The sequence below is a fragment of the Acidiluteibacter sp. genome (assembly GCF_055129545.1).
Genome location: NZ_JBSRUB010000014.1, coordinates 64,283 through 87,607, shown reverse-complemented (window position 1 = coordinate 87,607; position 23,325 = coordinate 64,283). Strand labels below are relative to the sequence as shown.

The 23,325-nt window shown below is 36.5% G+C and carries 22 protein-coding genes and 1 riboswitch; of the genes, 19 read left to right on the top strand and 3 right to left on the bottom strand.

Annotated features, from left to right (window positions below; genetic code table 11):
* Nucleotides 1–27 precede the first annotated feature (27 nt).
* Both ACTB0X_RS09275 and ACTB0X_RS09270 read left to right on the top strand, forming a co-directional pair.
* Nucleotides 28–744, top strand: coding sequence for an energy transducer TonB (locus tag ACTB0X_RS09275; protein WP_463024732.1), 717 nt, complete (start codon nucleotides 28–30; stop codon nucleotides 742–744).
* Nucleotides 745–955: 211 nt separating this feature from the next.
* Nucleotides 956–1,672, top strand: coding sequence for an energy transducer TonB (locus ACTB0X_RS09270; protein WP_463024731.1), 717 nt, complete (start codon nucleotides 956–958; stop codon nucleotides 1,670–1,672).
* Between the two features lie 59 nt (nucleotides 1,673–1,731).
* Here ACTB0X_RS09270 and cysN read toward each other — a convergent pair whose 3' ends face one another.
* From cysN to cysC, 3 genes are read right to left on the bottom strand one after another with little or no spacing between them, the layout of a single operon-like run.
* Nucleotides 1,732–3,000, bottom strand: coding sequence for a sulfate adenylyltransferase subunit CysN (gene cysN, locus ACTB0X_RS09265; RefSeq protein ID WP_463024730.1), 1,269 nt, complete (start codon nucleotides 2,998–3,000; stop codon nucleotides 1,732–1,734).
* Between the two features lie 51 nt (nucleotides 3,001–3,051).
* On the bottom strand, nucleotides 3,052–3,957 hold the full coding sequence (cysD, locus tag ACTB0X_RS09260) for a sulfate adenylyltransferase subunit CysD (RefSeq protein WP_463024729.1): 906 nt from the start codon (nucleotides 3,955–3,957) through the stop codon (nucleotides 3,052–3,054).
* A gap of 3 nt (nucleotides 3,958–3,960) precedes the next feature.
* Nucleotides 3,961–4,569: an adenylyl-sulfate kinase gene (gene cysC, locus ACTB0X_RS09255; RefSeq protein WP_463024728.1), complete on the bottom strand. Its 609-nt coding sequence runs from the start codon at nucleotides 4,567–4,569 to the stop codon at nucleotides 3,961–3,963.
* A 134-nt stretch (nucleotides 4,570–4,703) separates the two neighbouring features.
* On the opposite strand from cysC, the gene deoC reads away from it, so the two are divergent.
* The 17 genes from deoC to metH all read left to right on the top strand — a co-directional run bounded on the left by deoC (nucleotide 4,704) and on the right by metH (nucleotide 23,205).
* Entirely contained in the window at nucleotides 4,704–5,618 is a 915-nt protein-coding gene (gene deoC, locus ACTB0X_RS09250; RefSeq protein ID WP_463024727.1) for a deoxyribose-phosphate aldolase, read from the top strand.
* A 6-nt stretch (nucleotides 5,619–5,624) separates the two neighbouring features.
* The gene (locus tag ACTB0X_RS09245) at nucleotides 5,625–7,091 is read left to right on the top strand and encodes an aldehyde dehydrogenase family protein (protein WP_463024726.1); all 1,467 of its coding nucleotides are present in this window, start codon (nucleotides 5,625–5,627) and stop codon (nucleotides 7,089–7,091) included.
* 11 nt (nucleotides 7,092–7,102) lie between these two features.
* On the top strand, nucleotides 7,103–7,987 hold the full coding sequence (locus tag ACTB0X_RS09240; RefSeq protein ID WP_463024725.1) for an aldehyde dehydrogenase family protein: 885 nt from the start codon (nucleotides 7,103–7,105) through the stop codon (nucleotides 7,985–7,987).
* Nucleotides 7,988–8,010: 23 nt separating this feature from the next.
* Nucleotides 8,011–8,823 (top strand): 3'(2'),5'-bisphosphate nucleotidase CysQ, encoded by an 813-nt coding sequence (gene cysQ, locus ACTB0X_RS09235; protein WP_463024724.1) that lies wholly within the window; start codon nucleotides 8,011–8,013, stop codon nucleotides 8,821–8,823.
* A gap of 15 nt (nucleotides 8,824–8,838) precedes the next feature.
* On the top strand, nucleotides 8,839–9,927 hold the full coding sequence (gmd, locus tag ACTB0X_RS09230; RefSeq protein ID WP_463024723.1) for a GDP-mannose 4,6-dehydratase: 1,089 nt from the start codon (nucleotides 8,839–8,841) through the stop codon (nucleotides 9,925–9,927).
* On the top strand, nucleotides 9,920–10,852 hold the full coding sequence (gene fcl / locus ACTB0X_RS09225; protein WP_463024722.1) for a GDP-L-fucose synthase: 933 nt from the start codon (nucleotides 9,920–9,922) through the stop codon (nucleotides 10,850–10,852). The genes gmd and fcl overlap by 8 nt, the downstream gene beginning before the upstream one ends.
* Nucleotides 10,853–10,857: 5 nt before the next feature.
* On the top strand, nucleotides 10,858–12,381 hold the full coding sequence (locus ACTB0X_RS09220; protein ID WP_463024721.1) for a hypothetical protein: 1,524 nt from the start codon (nucleotides 10,858–10,860) through the stop codon (nucleotides 12,379–12,381).
* 25 nt (nucleotides 12,382–12,406) lie between these two features.
* A complete protein-coding gene (locus ACTB0X_RS09215; RefSeq protein WP_463024720.1) occupies nucleotides 12,407–13,459 on the top strand; it encodes an MraY family glycosyltransferase in 1,053 nt (350 codons plus the stop codon).
* Nucleotides 13,443–15,038, top strand: coding sequence for a hypothetical protein (locus ACTB0X_RS09210; protein ID WP_463024719.1), 1,596 nt, complete (start codon nucleotides 13,443–13,445; stop codon nucleotides 15,036–15,038). Before ACTB0X_RS09215 ends, ACTB0X_RS09210 begins: the two co-directional genes overlap by 17 nt.
* A 92-nt stretch (nucleotides 15,039–15,130) precedes the next feature.
* On the top strand, nucleotides 15,131–16,024 hold the full coding sequence (cyoE, locus tag ACTB0X_RS09205; protein ID WP_463024718.1) for a heme o synthase: 894 nt from the start codon (nucleotides 15,131–15,133) through the stop codon (nucleotides 16,022–16,024).
* A 3-nt stretch (nucleotides 16,025–16,027) separates the two neighbouring features.
* Complete coding sequence (locus tag ACTB0X_RS09200; RefSeq protein WP_463024717.1) at nucleotides 16,028–16,612, top strand: cytochrome c oxidase subunit 3; 585 nt, start codon at nucleotides 16,028–16,030, stop codon at nucleotides 16,610–16,612.
* Between the two features lie 10 nt (nucleotides 16,613–16,622).
* Nucleotides 16,623–17,429 carry a cytochrome c oxidase subunit 3 gene (locus ACTB0X_RS09195; RefSeq protein WP_463024716.1) on the top strand — a complete coding sequence of 269 codons (807 nt, stop codon included), beginning with the start codon at nucleotides 16,623–16,625 and terminating at the stop codon, nucleotides 17,427–17,429.
* 27 nt (nucleotides 17,430–17,456) lie between these two features.
* The gene (locus ACTB0X_RS09190; protein ID WP_463024715.1) at nucleotides 17,457–17,822 is read left to right on the top strand and encodes a cytochrome C oxidase subunit IV family protein; all 366 of its coding nucleotides are present in this window, start codon (nucleotides 17,457–17,459) and stop codon (nucleotides 17,820–17,822) included.
* 7 nt (nucleotides 17,823–17,829) lie between these two features.
* A complete protein-coding gene (locus tag ACTB0X_RS09185; RefSeq protein ID WP_463024714.1) occupies nucleotides 17,830–18,522 on the top strand; it encodes an SCO family protein in 693 nt (230 codons plus the stop codon).
* Between the two features lie 5 nt (nucleotides 18,523–18,527).
* Complete coding sequence (locus ACTB0X_RS09180) at nucleotides 18,528–19,049, top strand: DUF420 domain-containing protein (RefSeq protein ID WP_463024713.1); 522 nt, start codon at nucleotides 18,528–18,530, stop codon at nucleotides 19,047–19,049.
* Between the two features lie 34 nt (nucleotides 19,050–19,083).
* Entirely contained in the window at nucleotides 19,084–19,338 is a 255-nt protein-coding gene (locus tag ACTB0X_RS09175) for a hypothetical protein (protein ID WP_463024712.1), read from the top strand.
* 19 nt (nucleotides 19,339–19,357) lie between these two features.
* Nucleotides 19,358–19,466, top strand: a riboswitch (SAM riboswitch).
* Between the two features lie 64 nt (nucleotides 19,467–19,530).
* On the top strand, nucleotides 19,531–23,205 hold the full coding sequence (gene metH / locus ACTB0X_RS09170; RefSeq protein WP_463024711.1) for a methionine synthase: 3,675 nt from the start codon (nucleotides 19,531–19,533) through the stop codon (nucleotides 23,203–23,205).
* The last annotated feature ends 120 nt before the right edge of the window (nucleotides 23,206–23,325 follow it).

Sequence of the window (23,325 nt, the reverse complement as noted above, 5' to 3'; positions counted from 1 at the left end):
TTTTTATACCCCGTAAATAATTTTAATATGGAACCAAAGAAAAGTCCAAAAGTTAACCTAGAAAAGAAGCGCGGTTTGTTTTTTCAAATCGGCTTGGTGATTACTTTAGGAGTAGTATTGGCTGCATTTGAGTATCGTTCATACGAGGCCGTATCTGATTTAGGTACACTTCAAGTGGAAGATATCGAGGATGAAATCATCCCGATTACAATGCAGAACCAACCACCTCCACCGCCACCACCCCCGCCACCACCCCCACAAGAAATTTTGGAGATCGTGGAAGATGATAAGGAAATTGAGAATGAAGTAGAAATTCAAGACTCTGAAGCAGATCAAACTACTGAGATTTTTGATCAACCTGAAGAGATTATCGAAGAAGCAGAAATCTTTATGATCGTTGAGAATATGCCCGTATTTCCTGGTTGTGAAACAAAACCGAAGGCAGAAAGAGATGCTTGTTCTAACGCAGAACTACAAAAGTTCATCGGTAGTAATACTGTTTATCCTCCAATGGCTAGAGATGCGGATACTCAAGGTAGAGTTTTTGTAACTTTTGTAATCGATCAGAAGGGAAAAGTAACTGACGTAGCTGTCTTAAAAGGAGTGTCAGGAATAGGTGGTAAAGCACTAGAAAAAGAAGCAATTCGAGTAGTAGAGTCTATGCCTAAATTTACTCCGGGTGAGCAAAGAGGTAAAAAAGCTAGAGTAAGGTATAACATACCTGTAAACTTTACTTTGAGATAGATTATACTAGATTTATAATTTATAAGAATCCCGTTACAGGAAGAATGTAGCGGGATTTTTTTGTGCCATTTTTTTATTCAAGAGCTATATTTTTTTAGCAAGACAATAATTCGAATACCCATTCCGTTTTATATAAGTTCATTCTTATTAAATTCTGTTTTTATGTAGTACCTCTACTTTTTTCTATCTATTCATCTTAAAACTATAAGTTATGGAAATTAAAAAGAGTGCTTCAAAAAACCTCGAACGCAAAAGGGGATTGTTTTTTCAAATTGGATTGGTGGCTAGCTTGTCATTGGCTTTGGTTGCTTTTCAATACACTACGCCTAAACTAACTCCAATAGTGAAGAAATCAAAAACGTATCCTATTGATGACGAATTGATTCCTATTGTAATTCTAAAATCGGCCAAACCACTACCTAAGCCTGCACCACCAAAGCAAATTACCGATCAAATAAAAGTGGTTAAAACAATTGCAGAAGTCACTCCTGAGCCCATTCTACCAAATCCAATAGAATTGCCCCCGGAGATTATAATTGCTGAAATGCCTCCTGAAATAATTGATGAAAATGAAATTTTTATTAGAGTAGAAGTAATGCCTGCTTTGGGCGATTGTAATTTGCTAGATAATAATTCTAGAGCAAAATGTACAGAAAATGCCATTCGAGCATTTATTTCAGAGAATATTCGAATTCCACAAACGGTTAAAGATAGAGGAGAAAGCGGAAAAGTATTTGTATCCTTTGTGGTTAATAAACAAGGTAATGTAGATGCAGTGAAAATTCTGAGAGGAATGGCGGGTGCGAAGGATTTGGATAAGGAAGTGAAGCGAGTAATTAACTTACTCCCTCAATTCACGCCAGGTGAACAAACTGGTAGAAAAGCAAGTGTGCGGTATACCATACCAATTGATGTTAGAATTGGATAAAAATCAAAAAAATAGCCGCTCTAGAAATAGAGCGGCTATTTAAATTCAGTTCTATCTGATTAATCAATTATCATACAGGCACCAACAGTCTCGAAGGTTGCTTCATCGATCAAGATTAAACTTCCTGTATTTCTATTCTTTTGGTAACTATCAAAAAATAATGGTTTTGTTGTTCGAATAGAAATTCGTCCAATATCATTCATGCCAATATTTTTATCAGTCTCCTCTCTGTGAAGTGTATTGATGTTTACCTTATACTTAACATCTTTAATCACACATCTTGCTTCATTTGTAGTGTGAATCAACGCATACTTTCCTCCTTTAATCAAAGGTTTGTCACTCATCCAGCAAACCATCATATCAATGTCTTGGCTTATTTTCGGCTGATTGTTTACTCGAACAATCATATCTCCTCTACTGATGTCTATCTCATCTTCTAATGTAATGGTAACTGATTGAGGGGCGAATCCTTCTTTTAGTTCACCATCAGCGGTATCGATGCTTTTTACTTTCGAACTAAATCCTGAAGGTAATGCTACTACTTCATCTCCTGGTTTAAATACTCCACCTGCAATTCTACCCGCATAACCTCTATAATCTGGAAATTCTGCTGATTGAGGACGAATAACATATTGCACTGGAAAACGACAATCTATGTGGTTGTGATCACTACCAATGTGTATATTTTCTAGTAAATAAAGTAGCGTGCCACCTTGGTACCAATCCATGTTTGTGGATTTATTTACCACATTATCTCCATTCAGAGCACTGATTGGAATAAAGTGAATGTCTTTTACATTTAATTTAGATGCAAAGGCTTCAATGTCTTTTTTGATTTTATAAAAAGTCTCCTCATCATAATCCACTAGGTCCATCTTATTGATGCAGAATACGACGTGAGGAATACCCAATAATGAAGAGATGAAAGTATGGCGATACGTTTGCTCGATAATCCCTTTTCTAGCATCTACCAAAATGATGGATAGATTAGAAGTAGAAGCACCGGTAACCATGTTTCTGGTATACTGAATGTGTCCTGGGGTATCGGCTATGATAAATTTACGTTTCGGTGTAGCAAAATAACGGTAGGCCACGTCAATGGTGATTCCTTGCTCGCGTTCCGCACGCAATCCATCAGTCAATAAAGCAAGGTTTACTTGCGTATCACCTTTCTTTTTACTTGTTTTTTCGATGGCTTCATATTGGTCTTCAAAAATTGATTTCGAATCGTAAAGCATTCGACCAATTAATGTGCTTTTTCCATCATCCACACTTCCCGCAGTCGAGAAGCGTAATAATTCCATATCTAAATAAGGGTCTTTACTCATGGTGTTTGTTATCTATCGTTGATTAAAACGTTGTCAGTTGGGTTGAATTAATTAGAAGTAACCTAGTTTCTTACGGTCCTCCATAGCGGCTTCAGATCGTTTGTCATCTGATCGAGTTCCTCTTTCGGTGACTCTAGTACTAGCTACTTCTTCTATAATTTTCTCTAAAGAGTCAGCATCAGAATAGACAGCTCCCGTACAAGTCATGTCGCCAATGGTTCTAAAACGAACAATCATTTTTTCCGTAGTTTCTGTATCTCTTTGTGGTACATGTTCTCCAGTTGACATCACTACACCATCACGAATGAAACATTCTCTTTCGTGAGAAAAGTATAACGGAGGTAACTCCATTTTCTCTTTCAAGATGTACTGCCAAATGTCCATTTCTGTCCAATTGGAGATAGGAAAAATTCTAAAACTTTCGCCTAAATTCTTTTTCCCATTAAAGATGTTCCACAATTCAGGTCGTTGATTTTTCGGATCCCATTGTCCAAAATCATCTCTATGCGAAAAGAAACGCTCTTTTGCTCTTGCTTTTTCTTCGTCTCTTCGGGCTCCTCCAATTGCAGCATCAAACTTATTGTCTTCTACACCCTTTAAAAGTGCTACGGTTTGCAATGCATTTCTACTTGCTAAAAATCCTTTCTCTTCAGTCACCAACCCTTGATCGATGCATTCTTGAACACTAGCTACAATTAAGTTAACACCTAATTTATTCAAGTAGTAATCTCTGAATTCTATTGTTTCAGGAAAGTTGTGGCCAGTATCTACGTGCATAAACGTAAATGGAATTTTAGCTGGCCAAAATGCCTTTCGAGCTAAATGCGCACAAGTAATGGAGTCTTTTCCTCCTGAAAACAACAATACGGGGTTTTCAAATTGTGCAGCTACTTCACGTAAAACGTAAATGGCTTCTGATTCTAATTCGCTTAAATGCGATAAGTTATATGCTTGCATACGTTATGCCTTTATAATTTTGGATAGAATGTTTTTAACTAATTCTTTGGCAGCGTCCTCTGGACTTCTATCTACCGTTTTAATATCTATGAATGAACTTTCAGGAGCTTCAAAAGGAGCATCAATTCCTGTAAAATCTTTAATTTCTCCTTTTCGAGCTTTGGCATATAAGCCTTTTACGTCTCGTTGTTCGCAAATCTCTAATGGAGTGTTTATAAATACTTCCATAAAGTCGTTTGCTCCAATTATTTCTTTCGCTTGCGCTCGGATAGCTTTGGTAGGACTCACAAAACAATTTATAGTAATGATTCCACAGTTTAAGAAAAGCTTGCTAATTTCAGCTATTCTTCGGATGTTTTCGGTACGATCATTTTCAGAAAACCCCAGGTTATTGTTGATTCCACTTCGAATATTATCTCCATCTAATAGTTGAGTTAGAAAGCCTTTTTGATTAAGCAAGCGTTCTAAGGCAATAGCAATGGTTGTCTTTCCTGATCCCGACAATCCTGTCATCCAGATCACTAATCCCTTTTGATTTAGTAAATTTTCTTTTGCTGTTCGATCTAAAATATCATCGAAAACTGAAAATATATTTCTTCCTTCATCTTTCATTAGGGGAACAAATTTAACAAAATAAAGAAGTTAAACGCGATTGTTTTTGACTCCATTATGACCGCCAATGTGATAAAGAAAGCTCTAGGATTATTTATATCTTTGATCTTTTAAAAATTTAGTTCATTTTGAATTTGAAAAAGACATTTAATATTCCCGATTTTACGAAGTCCCCATCAGTGGATCAGGTTGGTATAATCGAGCGTGCATCTCGTTTTCAGACGAGAAGTATTAAGAATGAAAGCAAAGTCCAAGCACTTAAAATGGTGCTAAATATGATAGATTTGACCACTCTCGAAGGGAAAGATACCATTGGAAAAGTCAATCAAATGTGCTACAAAGCCATTCATTTACACGATGATTATCCTGGTCTGCCAACCGTAGCAGCAGTTTGTGTTTATCCCGCAATGGTAGCAACAGCCAAAGCTGCAGTAAAAGGAAGCGGGGTAAAAGTAGCCTCTGTTTCTACAGCATTTCCATCTGGTCAGGCCCCTTTTTCTACGAAATTAGATGATACACAATTTGCACTTGATCAGGGTGCCGATGAAATTGATATGGTTATCTCAAGAGGAAAATACCACCAAGGGGAATACAATTTTGTATTTGATGAGATTGCAAAAATTAAAGAGTTGTGTGGTTCTCAAGCTCGCCTAAAGGTAATTTTAGAGACAGGAGAAATTGGCACTTTAGACGATGTGAGAAGAGCTTCAGATATCGCCATTTATGCAGGAGCTGATTTTATAAAAACCTCCACCGGAAAGATTGGTTCAGCCGCTTCAATCCCTGTGACATTAACCATGCTTTATGCCATTAGAGACTACTATCTAAAAACTGGGAATATGATCGGAATGAAACCAGCGGGTGGAATTTCTACTTCTAAATTGGCGATCCATTATTTAGTAATGGTCAAAGAAATATTGGGCGATGCTTGGTTGAGTAATGAATGGTTCCGATTTGGGGCGAGTAGTTTGGCCAACGATGTATTACTGCAATTGGAAAAGCAACGTACTGGAATTTATCAATCAAAAGATTACATCTCAATAGATTAATTAGCTATGAGTAAAAAGAAAATTGAGACAGAAAAAATTAGTTGGGAATATGCTGCTGCTCCTGAGAGTGCTAGTCATATCCAATTGAAAGAAAAATACGATCATTTTATTAATGGAAAGTTTGAAAAACCTTCTTCTGGAAAATATTTCGACTCCATTAATCCAGCTACAACAAAGAAAATTGCTTCCGTAGCAGAGGGAAATGCAAAGGATGTGGACAAAGCTGTGAAAGCTGCTCGCAAAGCATACGATAATGTTTGGTCAGTAATGCCAGCTTCAGAGCGTGCTAAATATTTATTTCGAATTGCTCGATTGATTCAAGAAAAAGCGAGAGAGTTTGCTGTAATTGAATCATTAGATGGTGGAAAACCAATCAGAGAATCACGGGATATCGATATACCATTGGCGGCGGCTCATTTCTTTTATTATGCTGGATGGGCAGATAAGTTGGATTATGCTTTTCCGAATCGAAAGCCGAAATCATTGGGTGTCGCAGGTCAAATAATTCCTTGGAATTTTCCATTGTTAATGGCAGCTTGGAAAATAGCTCCTGCTTTGGCCTGTGGAAATACGGTAGTACTTAAGCCTGCAGAAACGACTTCTTTGACTGCATTGAAATTGGCAGAACTGATTCAAGAAAGTGGATTGCCAGATGGGGTAGTAAATATTGTGACTGGCGATGGAAAAGTGGGTGCTGAAATAGTTGGCCACGATGGAATTGATAAAATTGCGTTTACTGGTTCAACTGAAGTGGGTAAAATTATTCAGAGAACAATCGCAAAAACGGATAAGAAAGTCACTTTAGAATTAGGCGGAAAGGCAGCGAATATTGTTTTTGAAGATGCACCAATTGATCAAGCGGTAGAAGGAATCGTGAATGGAATTTATTTCAATCAAGGTCACGTGTGTTGTGCAGGTTCTAGATTGTTTGTGCAAGAATCCATTAAAGATATTTTTATTAAGAAGTTACAAGCTAGAATTGAAACCCTCATAGTTGGAGATCCAATGGATAAAAATACCGATGTAGGTGCCATTAACTCTAAAAGTCAGTGGGAAACGATTCAAGGATATATTGAATTGGGTAAAAAAGAAGGATTGGATATTTTCCAATCTTCATGTAATCTGCCAAAGGAAGGTTATTTTATTCGACCAACATTATTTACCAATGTCGCTCAATCAAGTAGATTAGCGAAGGAAGAGATTTTTGGACCTGTTTTAGCAGTGCAAACTTTTAGAACAGTAGACGAAGTGATTGAAAAAGCAAACAATACGCCTTACGGACTATCGGCAGGGGTTTGGACAGATAAAGGATCAAAGATCTTCAACTTAACGAGTCGATTGAGAGCAGGAATTGTTTGGGCAAATACCTATAATAAGTTTGATCCTACGTCACCTTTTGGTGGATACAAAGAAAGTGGTTTTGGAAGAGAAGGTGGCCTTCATGGGTTATCAGCTTACCTTAAATTCGATTAATTTTTGAACTCATGAGCGAAAGAATCAATATTTTGAAAACATATAAGATATATATCGGAGGTAGTTTTCCTAGAACGGAATCAGGAAGGTTTTACAACCCAATGAACTCAAAGAACGAATCGTTAGGGAATATTTGCTTGTCTTCACGCAAGGATTTTAGGAATGCTGTGGTTGCTGCCCGAAAAGCATTTGGAGATTGGAGCGACCGAACAGCTTTCAACAGAAGCCAGATCTTATATCGTATGGCAGAAGTATTAGAAGGTAGAAGAGAACAATTTATTTCAGAATTAATTCAGCAAGATAGTAGTAAAAAGGATGCTGAAAAAGAAGTGGATTTGTCAATTGACCGATTGGTTTACTTTGCAGGTTGGTGCGATAAATACCAACAAATTTTTAGCTCAGTGAATCCAGTAGCAAGTTCACACTTTAACTTTTCAGCACTAGAGCCTACTGGTGTTGTCGCAATTGTTGCTAATCAACAATCTTCGTTGTTGGGCTTAATAAGTTACATGGCGCCAATTATTGCTGGAGGAAATACCTGTATTATTTTAGCTTCAGAAGATAAACCTTTGTGCTCTGTTTCTTTTGCTGAAGTTTTAAATGCTTCTGATTTACCCGGTGGAGTGGTCAATATTCTGTCAGGTAAGAAAAAAGAATTGTTGCCTCAAATTGGATCACACATGGATGTGAATGCAGTGTGTTATGTTGATGGTGTAAAAAATGAATTGATTCAATTGAAAGAAGCTTCTATAGATAATTTAAAGCGAATAAAATCATATCACTATGATTTGAATGCAGCAGAAGTTGAGAATCCATACATCATCAATGATTTTCAAGAAGTAAAAACAACGTGGCACCCAATTGAAGTGATTGGTGCAGCTAAAGCATCATATTAAAAATTGAAAACAGGAGAATTGGAATGACGCAAAACGAACTGAAAGAATTGCTTTTTACAGCAATAAAATCGGCCTATAAAGGCGGACTGGAGATTATGGAAGTGTATGATTCAGAATTCGGAGTAGAATTGAAGGATGATAATAGTCCTTTAACCGAGGCAGATAAAAGGGCACATTTGGCCATTATGGATGGGTTGATGGAAACTAAAATCCCTGTGCTAAGTGAAGAAGGAAAGTCTATTCCTTTCGAAGAACGGGCCGTTTGGGCAAATATGTGGATTGTTGACCCATTAGATGGAACAAAGGAATTCGTAAAACGGAATGGAGAGTTTACCGTTAATATTGCTTTAATTAACGAAGGGAATCCAATAATTGGAGTAATATATGTGCCTGTAACTAAAGTGATGTATTTTGGAATGAGTGGACTAGGTAGTTATAAGATTGAAAACTATAATGAACTAGATGGAGCTCATACTATTGAAATATTGACTGAAGCAGGATTAGAATTGCCATTGGATCAAGAGGAACGACCATACACTGTAGTAGGAAGTCGATCGCACATGTCTCCTGAAACGGAAGCTTTTATCAATGAGGCTAAAGAAGAGTTTGGAGAGATTGAAATTATTTCAAAAGGAAGTTCATTGAAATTATGCATGGTAGCAGAAGGAATAGCGGATGCTTATCCAAGATTTGCGCCTACTATGGAATGGGATACTGCGGCAGGACAAGGAATTGTGAACGCAATGGGAGGTCAGGTAATTGATCAATCGACCCAAAAATCAATGACATACAATAGAGAAAATTTATTAAACAACTGGTTCTTGGTGACTAAATAGATACAACCAATAGATATGAGAAAAGTAGCCCTTATAACAGGAGTAACAGGACAGGATGGAGCTTATTTATCAGAATTATTATTAAGCAAAGGATATGAAGTTCACGGAATTAAAAGAAGAAGTTCTTTGTTTAATACAGAACGAATCGACCATTTGTATACCGATTTACATGAAAATGATGTAAAGTTTAAATTGCATTATGGCGACATGACTGATTCTTCTAACATTATTAGAATTATTCAGGAAGTTCAACCTTCTGAGATTTATAATCTAGCAGCCCAATCTCACGTAAAAGTTTCATTTGAAATGCCAGAGTACACTGCGAACGTTGATGCAATGGGAACCTTAAGAATTCTTGAAGCGATTAGAACATTGGGGCTGGAAAAAACTTGTCGTTTTTACCAAGCAAGTACTTCTGAACTTTATGGTAAAGTTCAAGAAGTTCCACAAACAGAAACAACTCCCTTTTACCCAAGGAGTCCTTATGGAGTAGCGAAGTTATATGGTTTTTGGATTGTAAAAAATTACCGTGAGGCTTATGGAATGTATGCTTGTAATGGAATTTTATTCAACCATGAGAGTCCATTAAGAGGTGAAACTTTTGTGACCAGAAAGATTACAAGAGCAGCAGCTCGAATTAAGCTTGGTTTGCAGTCTAAATTGTATTTAGGAAACCTAGATGCAAAAAGAGATTGGGGACATGCAAAAGATTATGTAGAAGGAATGTATTTGATGTTACAACAAGAGGTGCCTCAAGATTATGTATTGGCAACAAATGTAACAACAACAGTTCGTGATTTTGTATCTAAAGCATTCAAAAAAGCAGACATTGATATCGTTTGGGAAGGTGAAGGAGAAACAGAAAAAGGAAGAAATAAAGCCACCAGTGAAGTGATCGTAGAAGTGGATCCGAATTATTTCAGACCAACTGAAGTGGACTTGCTAATAGGCGATGCTTCTAAAGCGGAAAAAGAGTTGGGTTGGAAACCGAAGCATAATTTGGATGAGTTGATTGATGATATGATGACATCAGATTTAGCTTTATTTCAAAGAGACAAGTATTTAATGGAAGGTGGACACAAAGTAGTTAACTCGAATGAATAAGAACGATAAAATTTATGTTGCAGGTCACAGAGGAATGGTAGGTTCTGCCATTGTTCGAGCGATGCAATCAGAAGGTTATAATAATATAGTTTACAAAACATCAGCAGAGTTAGATCTAAGAAATCAGGCTGCAGTTGACCATTTTTTTGAAAAGGAGCAACCGAAATATGTTTTTTTGGCTGCAGCAAAAGTGGGCGGAATTCAAGCGAATAATATTTATCGTGCAGACTTTCTGTATCAGAATTTGATGATTGAAGCGAATATTATTCATGCTTCTTATGTCAATAAGGTTGAAAAATTATTGTTCTTAGGATCGTCTTGTATCTATCCAAAAATGGCTCCTCAACCGCTTAAGGAGGAATATTTGTTGACTGGCGAATTAGAGCCAACCAACGAGCCTTATGCTATTGCAAAAATTGCAGGAATAAAACTCTGTGAGTCTTATAGAAGGCAGTATGGTTGTAATTTTATTTCGGCTATGCCAACTAACTTATATGGCCCCAATGACAACTACGACTTGAATAATTCTCATGTTTTACCAGCGTTATTGCGGAAGTTTCATACGGCCAAACAAAATGGAGATTCTGAAGTAACGGTCTGGGGTTCGGGAAAGCCAATGCGTGAATTTTTATTCGTTGATGACTTGGCTGAAGCATGTTTGTTTTTGATGCGTGAATACAATGGTGAAGAATGGATGAATGTTGGAACAGGAAAAGATGTGACTATTGGAGAGTTGGCACAAACCATTAAAAAGATCACCGGATTTCAAGGAGAACTGGTTTTTGATGCGAGTAAGCCAGATGGAACACCAAGAAAATTGATGGATGTTAGTCGATTGGAAAAAGCTGGGTGGAAATATAAGGTAGAACTTGAAGAAGGAATTCGAATGGTTTACGAAGAGGTTAAACATATGAATTTTAAATAATAGTGTTGAAAAAGGCAATCGCTTTACTATTTTCTAACTTCCTTTTTTTTGTGGCTTTTTCACAAGAACTACCTTTGAATTATTCCAATTCTTTGGAAGATCGAGTGGAGATGTACACCAATGATTCCATAGTCAATTACAGTATCAAGCCGATAGTTCCACAATTTCACAACCATTTAGAGCCAAGGATTGAAAAGCGAATTTATCGTTCATTGGTTGCTCGGAAACTATTTTTTGAACATCTACTAATTATTGATACTTCGGATTTCTATGTCACATTCGACCCCTTATTTATGGTGGAAGGTGGAATTGATCAAGAAGGAGTCAACTCTGATTTTTTATTGCAGAATACGAGAGGCTTTCAAGTGAAGGGAAGCTGGAAGAATAAATTAACTTTCTCTACTTCATTTTATGAAAATCAAGGAAAATACCCTTTTTACCTAGATCAATATGTAAAGACCTACAATATTGTTCCAGGTCAAGGTAGAGTAAAAGCTTTTAAGAAAGACGCATATGATTTTGCGATGGCATCCGGACGAATAAACTATATTCCTAATGAACATCTAATGTTATCGCTAGGACAAGACAAAAATTTTATCGGTGAGGGATATCGATCTTTTTTGCTTTCAGATAATGCATTCAATTATCCATTTGTTTCTGCACAAACCAACTTTTTTAACCGCAAGATAAATTATCTTTTTATGATTGCTGGGCTGCAAGATTTGGTGAGAGTGCAAGGATTTGCGCTAACGGAAAATATCTTCCAACGAAAAACTGCGAGCATAAAATATCTGGAATATAGTCCTAATTCTAAAATAAAGGTAGGTTTTTATGAGTCCACTATTTCTGTTGACGCTTTAGCTAAGCAGAAAGGTGGAATTCGAGGGGAAGCCGACTACCGGTTTTTAAATCCAGTAATTGGAATCAATAGTGCGATCAACGGTACTAGCGATTCTTTGTATTTTTCGAATCAAGGATTTAACATATCTATTCGTCCTTTGAAAGGTTGGTTGGTTTATGGCCAACTAGCACTAAAAGATTATAATTTTTCTGCTTTAGCATGTCAAGTAGGTGTTGGTTTCTATGGGATTAAAGGATTATTTTTACGTGGAGAATGGAATGAATCTTCTAATGGCGTTTTTGGAAATTTGAACAATAGTGCTTCGCAAACTCATTATAATCAGTATTTGGCACATCCATATGGCGACCATTTTCAAGAGTTGCTTTTTATGGCAAATTATCGATACAAAAGATTTAATGCAGAGGCAGCAGCCAGTCAAACCAACTTTTTTACATTAACTAACAAGGAATATTTGATCACTGGTGCTGTTGTAGATAATTATAAACTATTGTCGTTGAGAGGTCAATTGGGATTTACAGTAAACCCTGCAACCAATATGCAATTTAATGTAGGTTGGATGCAAAGATTTTATGATATACGAGAAACCCCTGACGTATTTTTACGTAATACTAGCTATATTTATATTTCTTTTCAAACAGCATTAACCAATCGCTATCGTGATTTTTAATAATTTCGCAGCTTAATACTTTTTAATGGAAATTGCCTTAGCAACGATCATCGCCTTCTTTATTGTGCTTTTAGCTACCCCTTCATATATTCGAGTGGCTAAAATGAAGCACCTTTTCGATGAGCCCACTGAAGATCGAAAGCAACACAAAGTAAATACTCCATCTATGGGTGGGATTATGATTTTTGCAGCCTTTGTGTTTTCAGTATGCCTCTGTTTTCCTAATGATGAGATTAGTTTTCTTAAATATCTAATTCCATCTATTTTAATCATGTTTTTTGTAGGAATTAAAGACGATATAGTTGGTACAGCGCCGGTTAAAAAGTTGTTAGCCAATCTGATTGTGGCGTTTATTATGGTAAGTATTGCTGGGGTTAAGATTACTAGTTTATATGGATTGTTCGATATTCGAGAATTGCCTGAATGGGCGAGTGTTTTATTGTCTGTTCTAACCTATATCGTAATTATCAATTCGTTTAATTTAATTGATGGTGTAGATGGCTTAGCAGGAGGGGTTGGTTTTATTGCATCTACAGCTTTTGGAATATGGTTTTTGCTAGCAGGATGTGAAAGTTATGCTCTAGTTGCGTTTGCTTTAGCGGGAGCATTGTTAGGTTTTTTAAGGTATAATTTTAAGCCGGCAAGTATTTTTATGGGAGATTCGGGATCCTTATTTATCGGATTGGTTCTGAGTTTTTTGGCTATAGAGTTAATTGAGTTTGATGCTTCTAAGTTGCCAAGTAAGATTATAGGTATTTCTAAACCAATCTTTGCAATGACTGTCCTAGTGTATCCTTTGTTAGATACTTTTCGAATTTTCATTTATAGAATAGCTAACAAAAAAAGCCCATTTGAAGCTGATTCTAATCACATTCATCATAGAGTACTTCATTGGACGAAAGGGAATCATAGTAAAACAGCTATTTTTATCTATCTTTTCAATATAGTTATGATAACGCTGCCTGTAATATTTGCTGGCTTTCATCCAAGTATTGTTTTTGCAATTGTTGGAGTTGTGGCATTTGGAAGTTTACTGTTTTTATTGATAAAGAAACCAAAGGATGCCAAAGTGGATTAAATTATTATTCTTTTCTTTCTGCTTTTTAATTGTAATTGCAGTATACTCTCAACCTTTAAACTCAAGAATCGGACTATTGCCGATTCAATTGGAGCAAGACCTTTCTAACAAACTTTCTAATCACACCTCCATTCAGCCTTATCGGTTAAATGAAATGCAATTATCTACCAATATAGATAGTGTATATTTAAGCATAGCATTCGAACAAAATTTGCTTAAAAAGAAAGGCAATAAAGCTGCAATATACATACAACCTTATGTTCAAGCAGTGGCATCTGGCGCTATTGATTACAATGAAAATTTCTTAGTAAGTTCTGGTGCAGGCTTTGATATATCAGCCAGTTTTAAGAGTAAATTGGCTTTTGGATTAACCTATGCGCGGATATTCAATGACAACCTTCCTTATTTGGCAAATCCACATTCCAAGAATTACTCACCAGGATTGACGGATATTAAGTCTGTTTCAAACGGGATCTATCAATCCAATTTTTTTCAAACTTATTTATCTTATTCTCCCAATAGGCATTTTAATTTTGAATTGGGGAATGGGAAACAATTTATAGGAGAGGGATACCGGTCTCTTTTGTTATCTGACAATGCAAATAACTCTCCTTACTTTAAGTTGAGTGTCAACTTTTGGCGATTGAGCTACACAAATATTTGGGCGGAACATGAAACGATTTATGGGAATAGCCAGCCGATTAACTTTTTAAGTTCGTCTAATTTTCAGAAAAAATATACCGCATCACATTACCTAGATTGGAATATCTCAAAGGTATTTTCTGTGGGTCTTTTTGAAACAGTAGTATGGCAAGCGCAAGACAGTTTGTATAATCGTGGGTTTGATGTCAACTATGCCAATCCTATTATTTTTTATAGACCTGTAGAGTTTTCAGTTGGATCACCAGATAATGTATTGGTCGGATTAAATTTGAAAGTAAAGCCAATAAAAAAACAAATTATTTACGGGCAAATCCTGTTGGATGAGTTTTTATTAAACGAGATAAAAGCTGATGTGAAAAATCTAATACAGGAAGATACTTCAAAGAGAAGTAGATGGTGGGGGAATAAATATGGAATTCAAATTGGCTGGAAAGGGTATTGGGATATAAATGGAGGCGCGATGCGAACCCGGTTGGAATTTAATTTAGTTCGACCATATACTTATGCCCATAGCAGTCCTGTTCAGTCATATACTAATTATGGACAATCATTGGCTCATCCAAATGGAGCTAATTTTTCAGAACTTATGGCAGAGGTGAGGTATGAAAAAAATAGGATGACCATAAATGGTGCAATCTTTTATTTGCATCAAGGACGCTCTGGTATTTTGGAAAATTTTGGGGATAATCCTAATGTTTCAAATATTTCTAGAAATTCAGATTATGGAAACGATTTACATCAAGGAAATGAAATAGAATCATTGACTTCTAAACTCGATTTCTCTTATCTGTTATTTATGGAGTCTAATCTTCAGTTGTTTGCTGGAGTTTGGAACAGATCCTATAGTGGTAAAAATATAACATTATTCTCATTGGGACTAAGAACCGATTTGTTTAGAATGTCTCAGGAACAATAATATTATCTGTACTCAATTTAAATAAGCAGTTTTCCCTTTCATAGCTTGAAATAATTATTAATTTTGTCCCTCAAATCTGAAGACAATAGTCGATGAGTTTTACAGCAGAAAAAGAAGTCATTCAAACCAATATAATCTCCTCTAAGGTTAGCGATTACGCCTCGTTCATAAAGTTGAGGTTGTCGTCATTAGTCGTTTTTTCTGCAGTATTAGGCTATATGTTGGCAGTCCCATCAATTGATTGGGCAGTCTTAAGCATCCTCTGTATTGGTGGCTTTTTGGTAACTGGATCTTCTAACGGATTTAATCAAATCATCGAAAGAGATTTGGATAAGTTGATGGACAGAACCAAAGAGCGTCCATTGGTTACTGGTCGAATGGGTTTAACTGAAGCATTTGTTATTGCTTCTGTTTGTGGGGCAATCGGAGTGGCAATGTTATTTTATTTAAATACTTTAACTGGGGTTTTAGGTGTTTTAGCTTTGTTTTCATATGTAGCCATATACACTCCACTTAAACGAATTACTCCTTGGGCAGTTTTTGTAGGGGCTTTTCCTGGAGCTATTCCTCCAATGTTGGGTTGGGTGGCCGCTACAGGAACCTTCGGTTTAGAAGCGGGAATTTTATTTGCTTTGCAATTTATGTGGCAGTTTCCTCATTTTTGGGCCATTGCTTGGAAAATAAACGATGATTATTTGAAAGCAGGATTCAAGCTGTTGCCTTCTCCACAAGGGAGAGATCAGTTGTCTGCATTCTTAATATTGTTGTATACCTTATTTATGATTGCGAGTAGTTTCCTGCCTATCTTTTTTGGAATGGCCGGTTTAGGTGCAGCTATTGTAATTGGATTAGCCGGTGTTTTAATGCTTATTCCAGCAATTAATTTATATCGAAAGAATGCAATGAAGTCGGCAACAAAATTGATGTTTGCTTCGTTTATTTATATCCCAATGGTGCTATTTGCACTTTACTTTGATAAACTATAACAGATGATGGCGATTACACAATCATTTGAAGATAAGACGCACAAAGAGAAAACCATGAAGCCACTTCTGTGGGTGGGAATGATTAGTATCGTAATGTTATTTGCTGGGCTAACATCAGCAGTTATTGTTAGGAAATCTGACGGAGCGTGGTTGGAATTCTATATGCCGAGCATGTTTTGGGTAAGTACAGTACTTATTCTGATTAGTAGTTTAACGATGTTTTTATCGCTACACTTTGCCAAGAAATCAAACTTTAAGGCCGTAAAAGCTTTTTTGGCTGCCACCTTGATATTAGGAATCGCATTTGCATTCTCGCAGTTTGAGGCTTGGGATCAGTTGACTTCCGGTAAAGTGTTTTTTACAGGAAGTGAAAGTAATGCTTCTGGATCCTTTTTATATATTTTAACCTTCGTCCATTTATTGCACTTGCTAGGTGGTTTGGTTGCACTTTCAGTTGTATTTTTTAAGTCTTTAAAAAATACCTATAAGCCGAAAAATTTATTAGGTTTGCAGGTATGTTCAATCTACTGGCATTTCTTAGATGCTTTATGGTTGTATTTATTTTTATTTTTAAGTTATATCGTATAAAATTTTAAGTATGTCAGCGAGTACTGAGACATTGGACAATAAGAAGTTATGGGGTGGAAATTTCTCTCCATTTGGCATTAGTTACGGAAAAATGATGATGTGGTTTTTCCTAGTTTCTGATGCGTTTACGTTTACCGGATTTTTAGTGGCTTACGGCTATATGCGTCATCGTTTTGAAGATGTTTGGCCAGTAGCAGAAAATGTTTTTACACATTTTCCATTTATGCATGGTGACCATCCGTTACTTTATGTAGCGTTAATGACCTTTATTTTGATTATGAGTTCTGTGACAATGGTGCTAGCAGTAGAAGCAGGTCAACGAATGAAAAGAGATAAAGTAATTCTTTGGATGGCGCTAACAATTGTTGGTGGTATTATTTTCGTAGGTTCTCAAGCATGGGAGTGGGGTCACTTTATTCATGGAACTGAGTTGGGTGCTTTGCAGTTAGCTGATGGAACTATCGTTCAGTGGGTCGATGAAGCAAAGAATGCATTTATGATTCCTGGAGTTGCAGATGCAATAACTGGTACTGAAGCAGCAGCAATGATCGCTCAAGGAACCGAAATTTATGGAGCAAATTTGACTGTTAATGAATATGGAGTTCCTTTGTTTGCAGATTTCTTTTTCTTCATTACAGGTTTCCACGGATTCCACGTTTTTAGTGGTATTGTAATAAACTTCATCATTTTTGTTAATGTATTGAAAGGTACTTATGAAAAAAGAGGTCATTATGAAATGGTGGAAAAGGTAGGTCTTTACTGGCACTTTGTAGATTTAGTTTGGGTGTTTGTATTTACATTCTTCTATTTGGTATAATTTTCAAAACGATAAATCAACGACACAATGGATTTTGATAGAACTGCGGAATACGCACACAAACACTCTGAAGAGGAAGGAAAGAAAGTAAGAAAGATGATTTGGGTTATCTTCTGGGTATTGCTTGCTGTTACAACAGCTGAGGTTACGTTAGGACTTATTTGGCAAGACATCGGGGTTGCTTGGGGTATTGTAAAATGGACTTTTATCGTTTTAACTTTGGTGAAAGCATACTATATTGTGATGTCTTATATGCACCTAGGTGGGGAAAGGAAAAATTTTAAAATTGTAGTTGCAATACCATTTATAATTTTCGCTCTCTATTTGATCTATATCTTGTTGACTGAATCATTATTTCTCCATGCAACGGACTTCTTGCCACTAGCAGACTAATAGAATTATGGCTGAACCAAAAGCTTGGAAAAAAGCTGCAATATTAATTGCTATATTATTGGTGCCGTCATTATTGTATTTATTACTAAGTACTGGCACTAACAACTTTAAACCTCTTCCCTATATGGGACCAAAAGAGGCGGTGGAAGTGATGAAAGATGGCGAGTTGGTTGTAGATACTATTTATCATAGTATTCCGGCATTTCAATTTATTGATCAAAATGGAGTTACCTTTTCTAGCGAAGAGTTAAAAGGGAAAATCTATGTTGCCAATTTCTTTTTTGCAACCTGTCCAACTGTTTGTCCGAAAGTATCTACAAATATGTTGCAAGTTCAAGACCGTTTTAAGGATAGGACAGATTTTCGTCTCCTCTCTTTTACAGTTAATCCTGAGCACGACACTCCTGAAGTATTGAAAGAATATGCTGAAAAAGTTCACGCTACGGATGGACTCTGGACTTTCTTAACTGGTGATAAGGATTCCATTTACAACATAGGTTTTAAAGGTTATTTCGTTTCTGCTCAAAAAGACAGTATTGCACCAGGAGGATTTTTACATTCTTCCAACATGATGTTAATTGATGGAGAAGGACGATTGAGGGGTGTATTTGATGGCACCAGTGTTTCTGAAACCAATGATTTGTTTGATGCAATCGATATTCTATTGGTTGAAAAGTATGTCCCTAGAAAGAAAAAGTAATCACAATGGATAAAATACATAACCTTAAGCCCGTAATTATTGCCATCTCTATCATTATTCCGGTGGTGGTAGCTGTTTTATATTTGATGCCCAAAGAGGCTTTGGCTACTGATATGTTTTCGTTTTTACCAAAAGTAAACGCCACATTGAATTCCATTGCCACTGTTTTGCTTATTGCAGCAGGATTTGCTGTAAAAGCTAAGAAGTTTGAATTGCATAAAAAGTTAATGCTATCTGCTGTAGTAGTATCCGTTTTATTTTTAGTTAGTTACATTACTTATCATGCTACTTCAGAATCTACTGTTTATGGTGGAGATGGAACGATTCGCCTCGTCTATTTTTTCATACTTTTAACGCATATTGTTTTAGCTATTGCGATTGTACCACTGGTATTAATCACATTGTCACGTGCTTTATCACAGAAATTTGATAAGCATAAAAAAATAGCTCGCTGGACTTTACCCATTTGGTTGTATGTGACCATTACAGGTGTGGTAGTTTACTTTATGATTGCACCATATTATTAAGAAATCACAAAGAAACTTCTTAACTTTGGCAGCAATGAAATCAGTATATAAAGGATTTTTATTTTTAGCCATTACGTTTGCATTTTTATTAATTGCAGATGCTTCTTATGCTCAATGTAGCATGTGTAAAGCAGTATTGGAAAGCAATATGGAATCAGGAGAAAGTTCTTTAGCTGAAGGAATTAATAGTGGAATAATGTATTTAATGATTTTTCCTTATTTACTAGCAATAGTAGTTGGTTACTTTTTATACAAACACATTAAAAAGCAGGGTCAAGCTTCTGCTTAGCGTTCTTAAAATTTAGATTTACTTATCAAGAAAGGTGGAGGGAAAGGCCCTGTGAAACCTTAGCAACCATCCTATATTTTTTATAGGAAAGGTGCTAATTCCTTTTTGAATTTAAAAAAAGATAAGTCAAAAGAATATAAAATTAATAAAGCCCTTTTGACTTACTGTTGAATGGGCTTTTTTTATGAATATATGATTAAGATAGAAGAATTATTAAAGGAGAGAATTTTGGTGTTAGACGGTGCTATGGGTACTATGATTCAACGCCATAAGTTGACGGAAGATGACTTTAGAGGTGAAATATTTAAGGATCATCATAAATCCTTAAAAGGGAACAATGACCTGTTATCGATTACTCGACCTGACATTATTAAAGAAATTCATGCTGCCTATTTTGCGGCAGGTTCTGATATAATTGAAACCAATACATTTTCAGGAAATAGCATCGCTCAAGACGATTACGAATTGGCAGCGTATGTCTATCAAATCAATTTTGAATCAGCTAAGATTGCAAAGGAAGTTGCGGTTGAGTTTACCAATAGAGAGCCAGAAAAACCACGTTTCGTTGCTGGTTCAATGGGGCCAACAACTAAATTGGCTTCCATGTCTCCAGATGTAAATAATCCTGGTTTCCGAGCGATTACCTTTGATCAACTGGTAACTGCATTTAAAGAGCAAGCTGAAGGATTAATTGATGGTGGGGTTGATTTATTGTTAATTGAAACCATCACCGATACATTGAATGCTAAAGCAGCATTGTTTGCAATTGATACCATTTATCAAGAAAGGGGGATTCAATTGCCAATTATGATTTCTGGAACAATAACTGATGCCAGCGGTAGAACTTTATCGGGCCAAACTGCAGAAGCGTTTCTGGTTTCTATTTCTCACATGCCAATTCTATCTGTAGGATTCAACTGTGCTTTGGGCGCAAAAGATATGCGTCCATATTTGATAAATATTGGCAAGAAAACGGATGTGTTTGTGAGTGCTCATCCAAACGCTGGTTTGCCAAATGCATTTGGTGAATACGATGAATCTCCTGAACAAATGGGTGGTTTTATCGAAGATTTCATAAAAAATGGGATGGTGAATATTATCGGAGGTTGTTGTGGAACTACTCCTGAACACATTCAGAAAATAGCAGAAATAGCAGCTAAGTATCCTCCAAGGGCACTCAAAACTCAACCAAAAATTACTATGTTGAGTGGATTGGAGCCACTTTACATTGACGAAAATTCTTTGTTTGTAAATATTGGGGAACGTACGAATGTGACGGGATCTAAACGATTTTCGCGATTAATAAAAGATAAGAAATACGAAGATGCCTTGGCTGTAGCATTGCAGCAAGTGGAAGGGGGAGCACAAATCATCGATGTAAATATGGATGAGGGAATGTTAGAATCGGAGGAGGAGATGACTTCATTTTTGAATATGATTGCTTCTGATCCTGAAATTTCTCGTGTTCCAATTATGATTGATTCCTCTAAATGGTCAGTAATTGAAGCCGGACTAAAGTGTGTTCAAGGAAAAGCGATTGTAAACTCTATTAGTTTAAAAGAAGGAGAAGAGAATTTTATCAAGCAGGCCAAGTTGGTGCGTAAATATGGTGCTGCTGTAATTGTAATGGCATTTGATGAAGATGGTCAGGCCGATAACTACGAGCGACGAATAGAGATTTGCCAGAGAGCTTATGATATTCTGATAAATATAGTCGGATTTCCACCACATGACATCATTTTCGATCCAAACATTTTGACCATCGGGACTGGTCTAGAAGAACACAATAATTATGCAGTGGATTTCTTTAAAGCCACCAAATGGATCAAAGCAAATCTACCTGGTGTTCTAGTAAGTGGAGGTGTCAGTAATGTTTCCTTTTCGTTTAGAGGAAACGATATCGTTCGTGAAGCGATGAATTCTGCATTTTTATTTCATGGTATTCAGCATGGGCTAGATATGGGAATCGTAAATGCAGGAATGATTGAGGTATATGAAGATATTCCAAAAGATTTACTAGAGCGAATAGAAGATGTTTTATTAAACAGAAGAGAAGACGCTACTGAACGATTGTTAGAGTTTGCAGAATCTGTGAAAGGAGACGGAAAAGTAATGGTGCGTGATGAAAGCTGGCGCTTGGAGCCAGTTGAAAAGCGGTTAGCACATTCGTTGGTGAAAGGTATTGTGGAGTACATCGATCAAGACAGTGAAGAAGCCCGTTTACTGTATGACCAACCATTAGAAGTGATTGAAGGTCCATTGATGGACGGAATGAATATCGTTGGTGACTTATTTGGCTCAGGGAAAATGTTTTTACCGCAGGTGGTAAAAAGTGCCCGTGTAATGAAAAAGTCTGTTTCTTATTTATTGCCATTTATTGAAGAGGCCAAAAAACGAGGCGGAGGTACCAAGAAGAACAATGGAAAGATTTTATTGGCGACAGTAAAAGGAGATGTGCACGACATTGGTAAAAATATTGTAGGTGTAGTTTTGGCTTGTAATAACTTTGAGGTGATAGACTTAGGCGTAATGGTGCCTTGCGAGAAAATTTTGGAAGAAGCGAAGAAGCATGATGTTGATATGATCGGCTTGAGTGGATTAATCACACCCTCATTGGATGAAATGGTTTTTGTGGCCAGCGAAATGGAAAGACTTGGATTTAAGATCCCATTATTGATCGGCGGAGCTACAACCTCTAAAGCGCACACTTCTGTTAAAATAGCAGAACACTATTCTCAACCTGTAGTTCATGTATTGGATGCTTCTAGGAGTGTGCCAGTTGCAAGTACTTTGCTGAGTGATAATAAAGAAGCTCGTAAGAAATTTTTAGACGAGTTGGATGAGGAATACGAAGCAGTTCGAGTAGCACATAAAGGACGTTTGGCCCACAAAGAATATGTTAGCATTGAAAAAGCTAGGGCCAATAAAACTCAAATAGATTGGAGTCAGATTAATATTGCTACGCCGAATCAACTGGGAGTTCATGTATTGAAAGACTATTCGATTGAGGAGATTTCTAGGTTTATAGATTGGACTCCATTTTTTAGTACTTGGGAATTGAAAGGTAAGTTTCCTAAAATATTTGAAGACGAATATGTAGGAATCGAAGCCAGAAAAGTATATGATGATGCTCAAAAAATGTTGCAGCAAATCATCGCTGAAAACTGGTTGACTGCTAATGGAGTCTATGGAATTTGGCCCGCTAATACTAATGGTGATGACATAGAAGTATATGAAGAAGATGGCAAAACAATCAAGACGACTCTTCATACCCTAAGGCAACAAAACAAGAAAGCAGCGAATGTTCCCAATTTAAGTTTGTCAGATTTTATTGCGCCAAAGGAAAATGGTCAATTGGATTATGTGGGTGGTTTTGCTGTAACTACTGGGTTAGGAATAGAGAAACACATTGCACGATTTGAAGCCGACCATGACGATTACAATAGCATTATGGTGAAAGCTTTGGCAGATCGATTGGCAGAAGCTTTTGCAGAATTGTTGCATTTAAAAGTTCGAAAAGAATTTTGGGGGTATGCATCAAATGAGAAGTTGGAAAATGAAGATTTAATCAAAGAAAAATACAAAGGCATTCGTCCGGCAGCAGGTTATCCTGCATGCCCAGATCATACAGAGAAGCGCACCATCTTTGATTTGTTAGACGCAGAAAAAAATACAGGAATTGAGCTAACAGAAAGCTTTGCTATGTATCCAACGGCAGCAGTAAGTGGTCTTTATTTTGCTAGCCCAAATGCAAAATACTTTGGCTTGGGTAAAATTGGAAAAGATCAGATAAAAGATTATGCCATCAGAAAAGCCACCCCTGAATCAACGATTGAAAGGTGGCTTTCTCCTAATTTGAATTACTAGGTGATATGATTTCTATTCGGGGAGCATTAACGTTTTAAGGTTAATGTTCCCTTTTTTATGGCTTAAAATCCAGCTTAGAGAATATTTGAAGAAATAGTACATTTCGGAATATTGATTTGA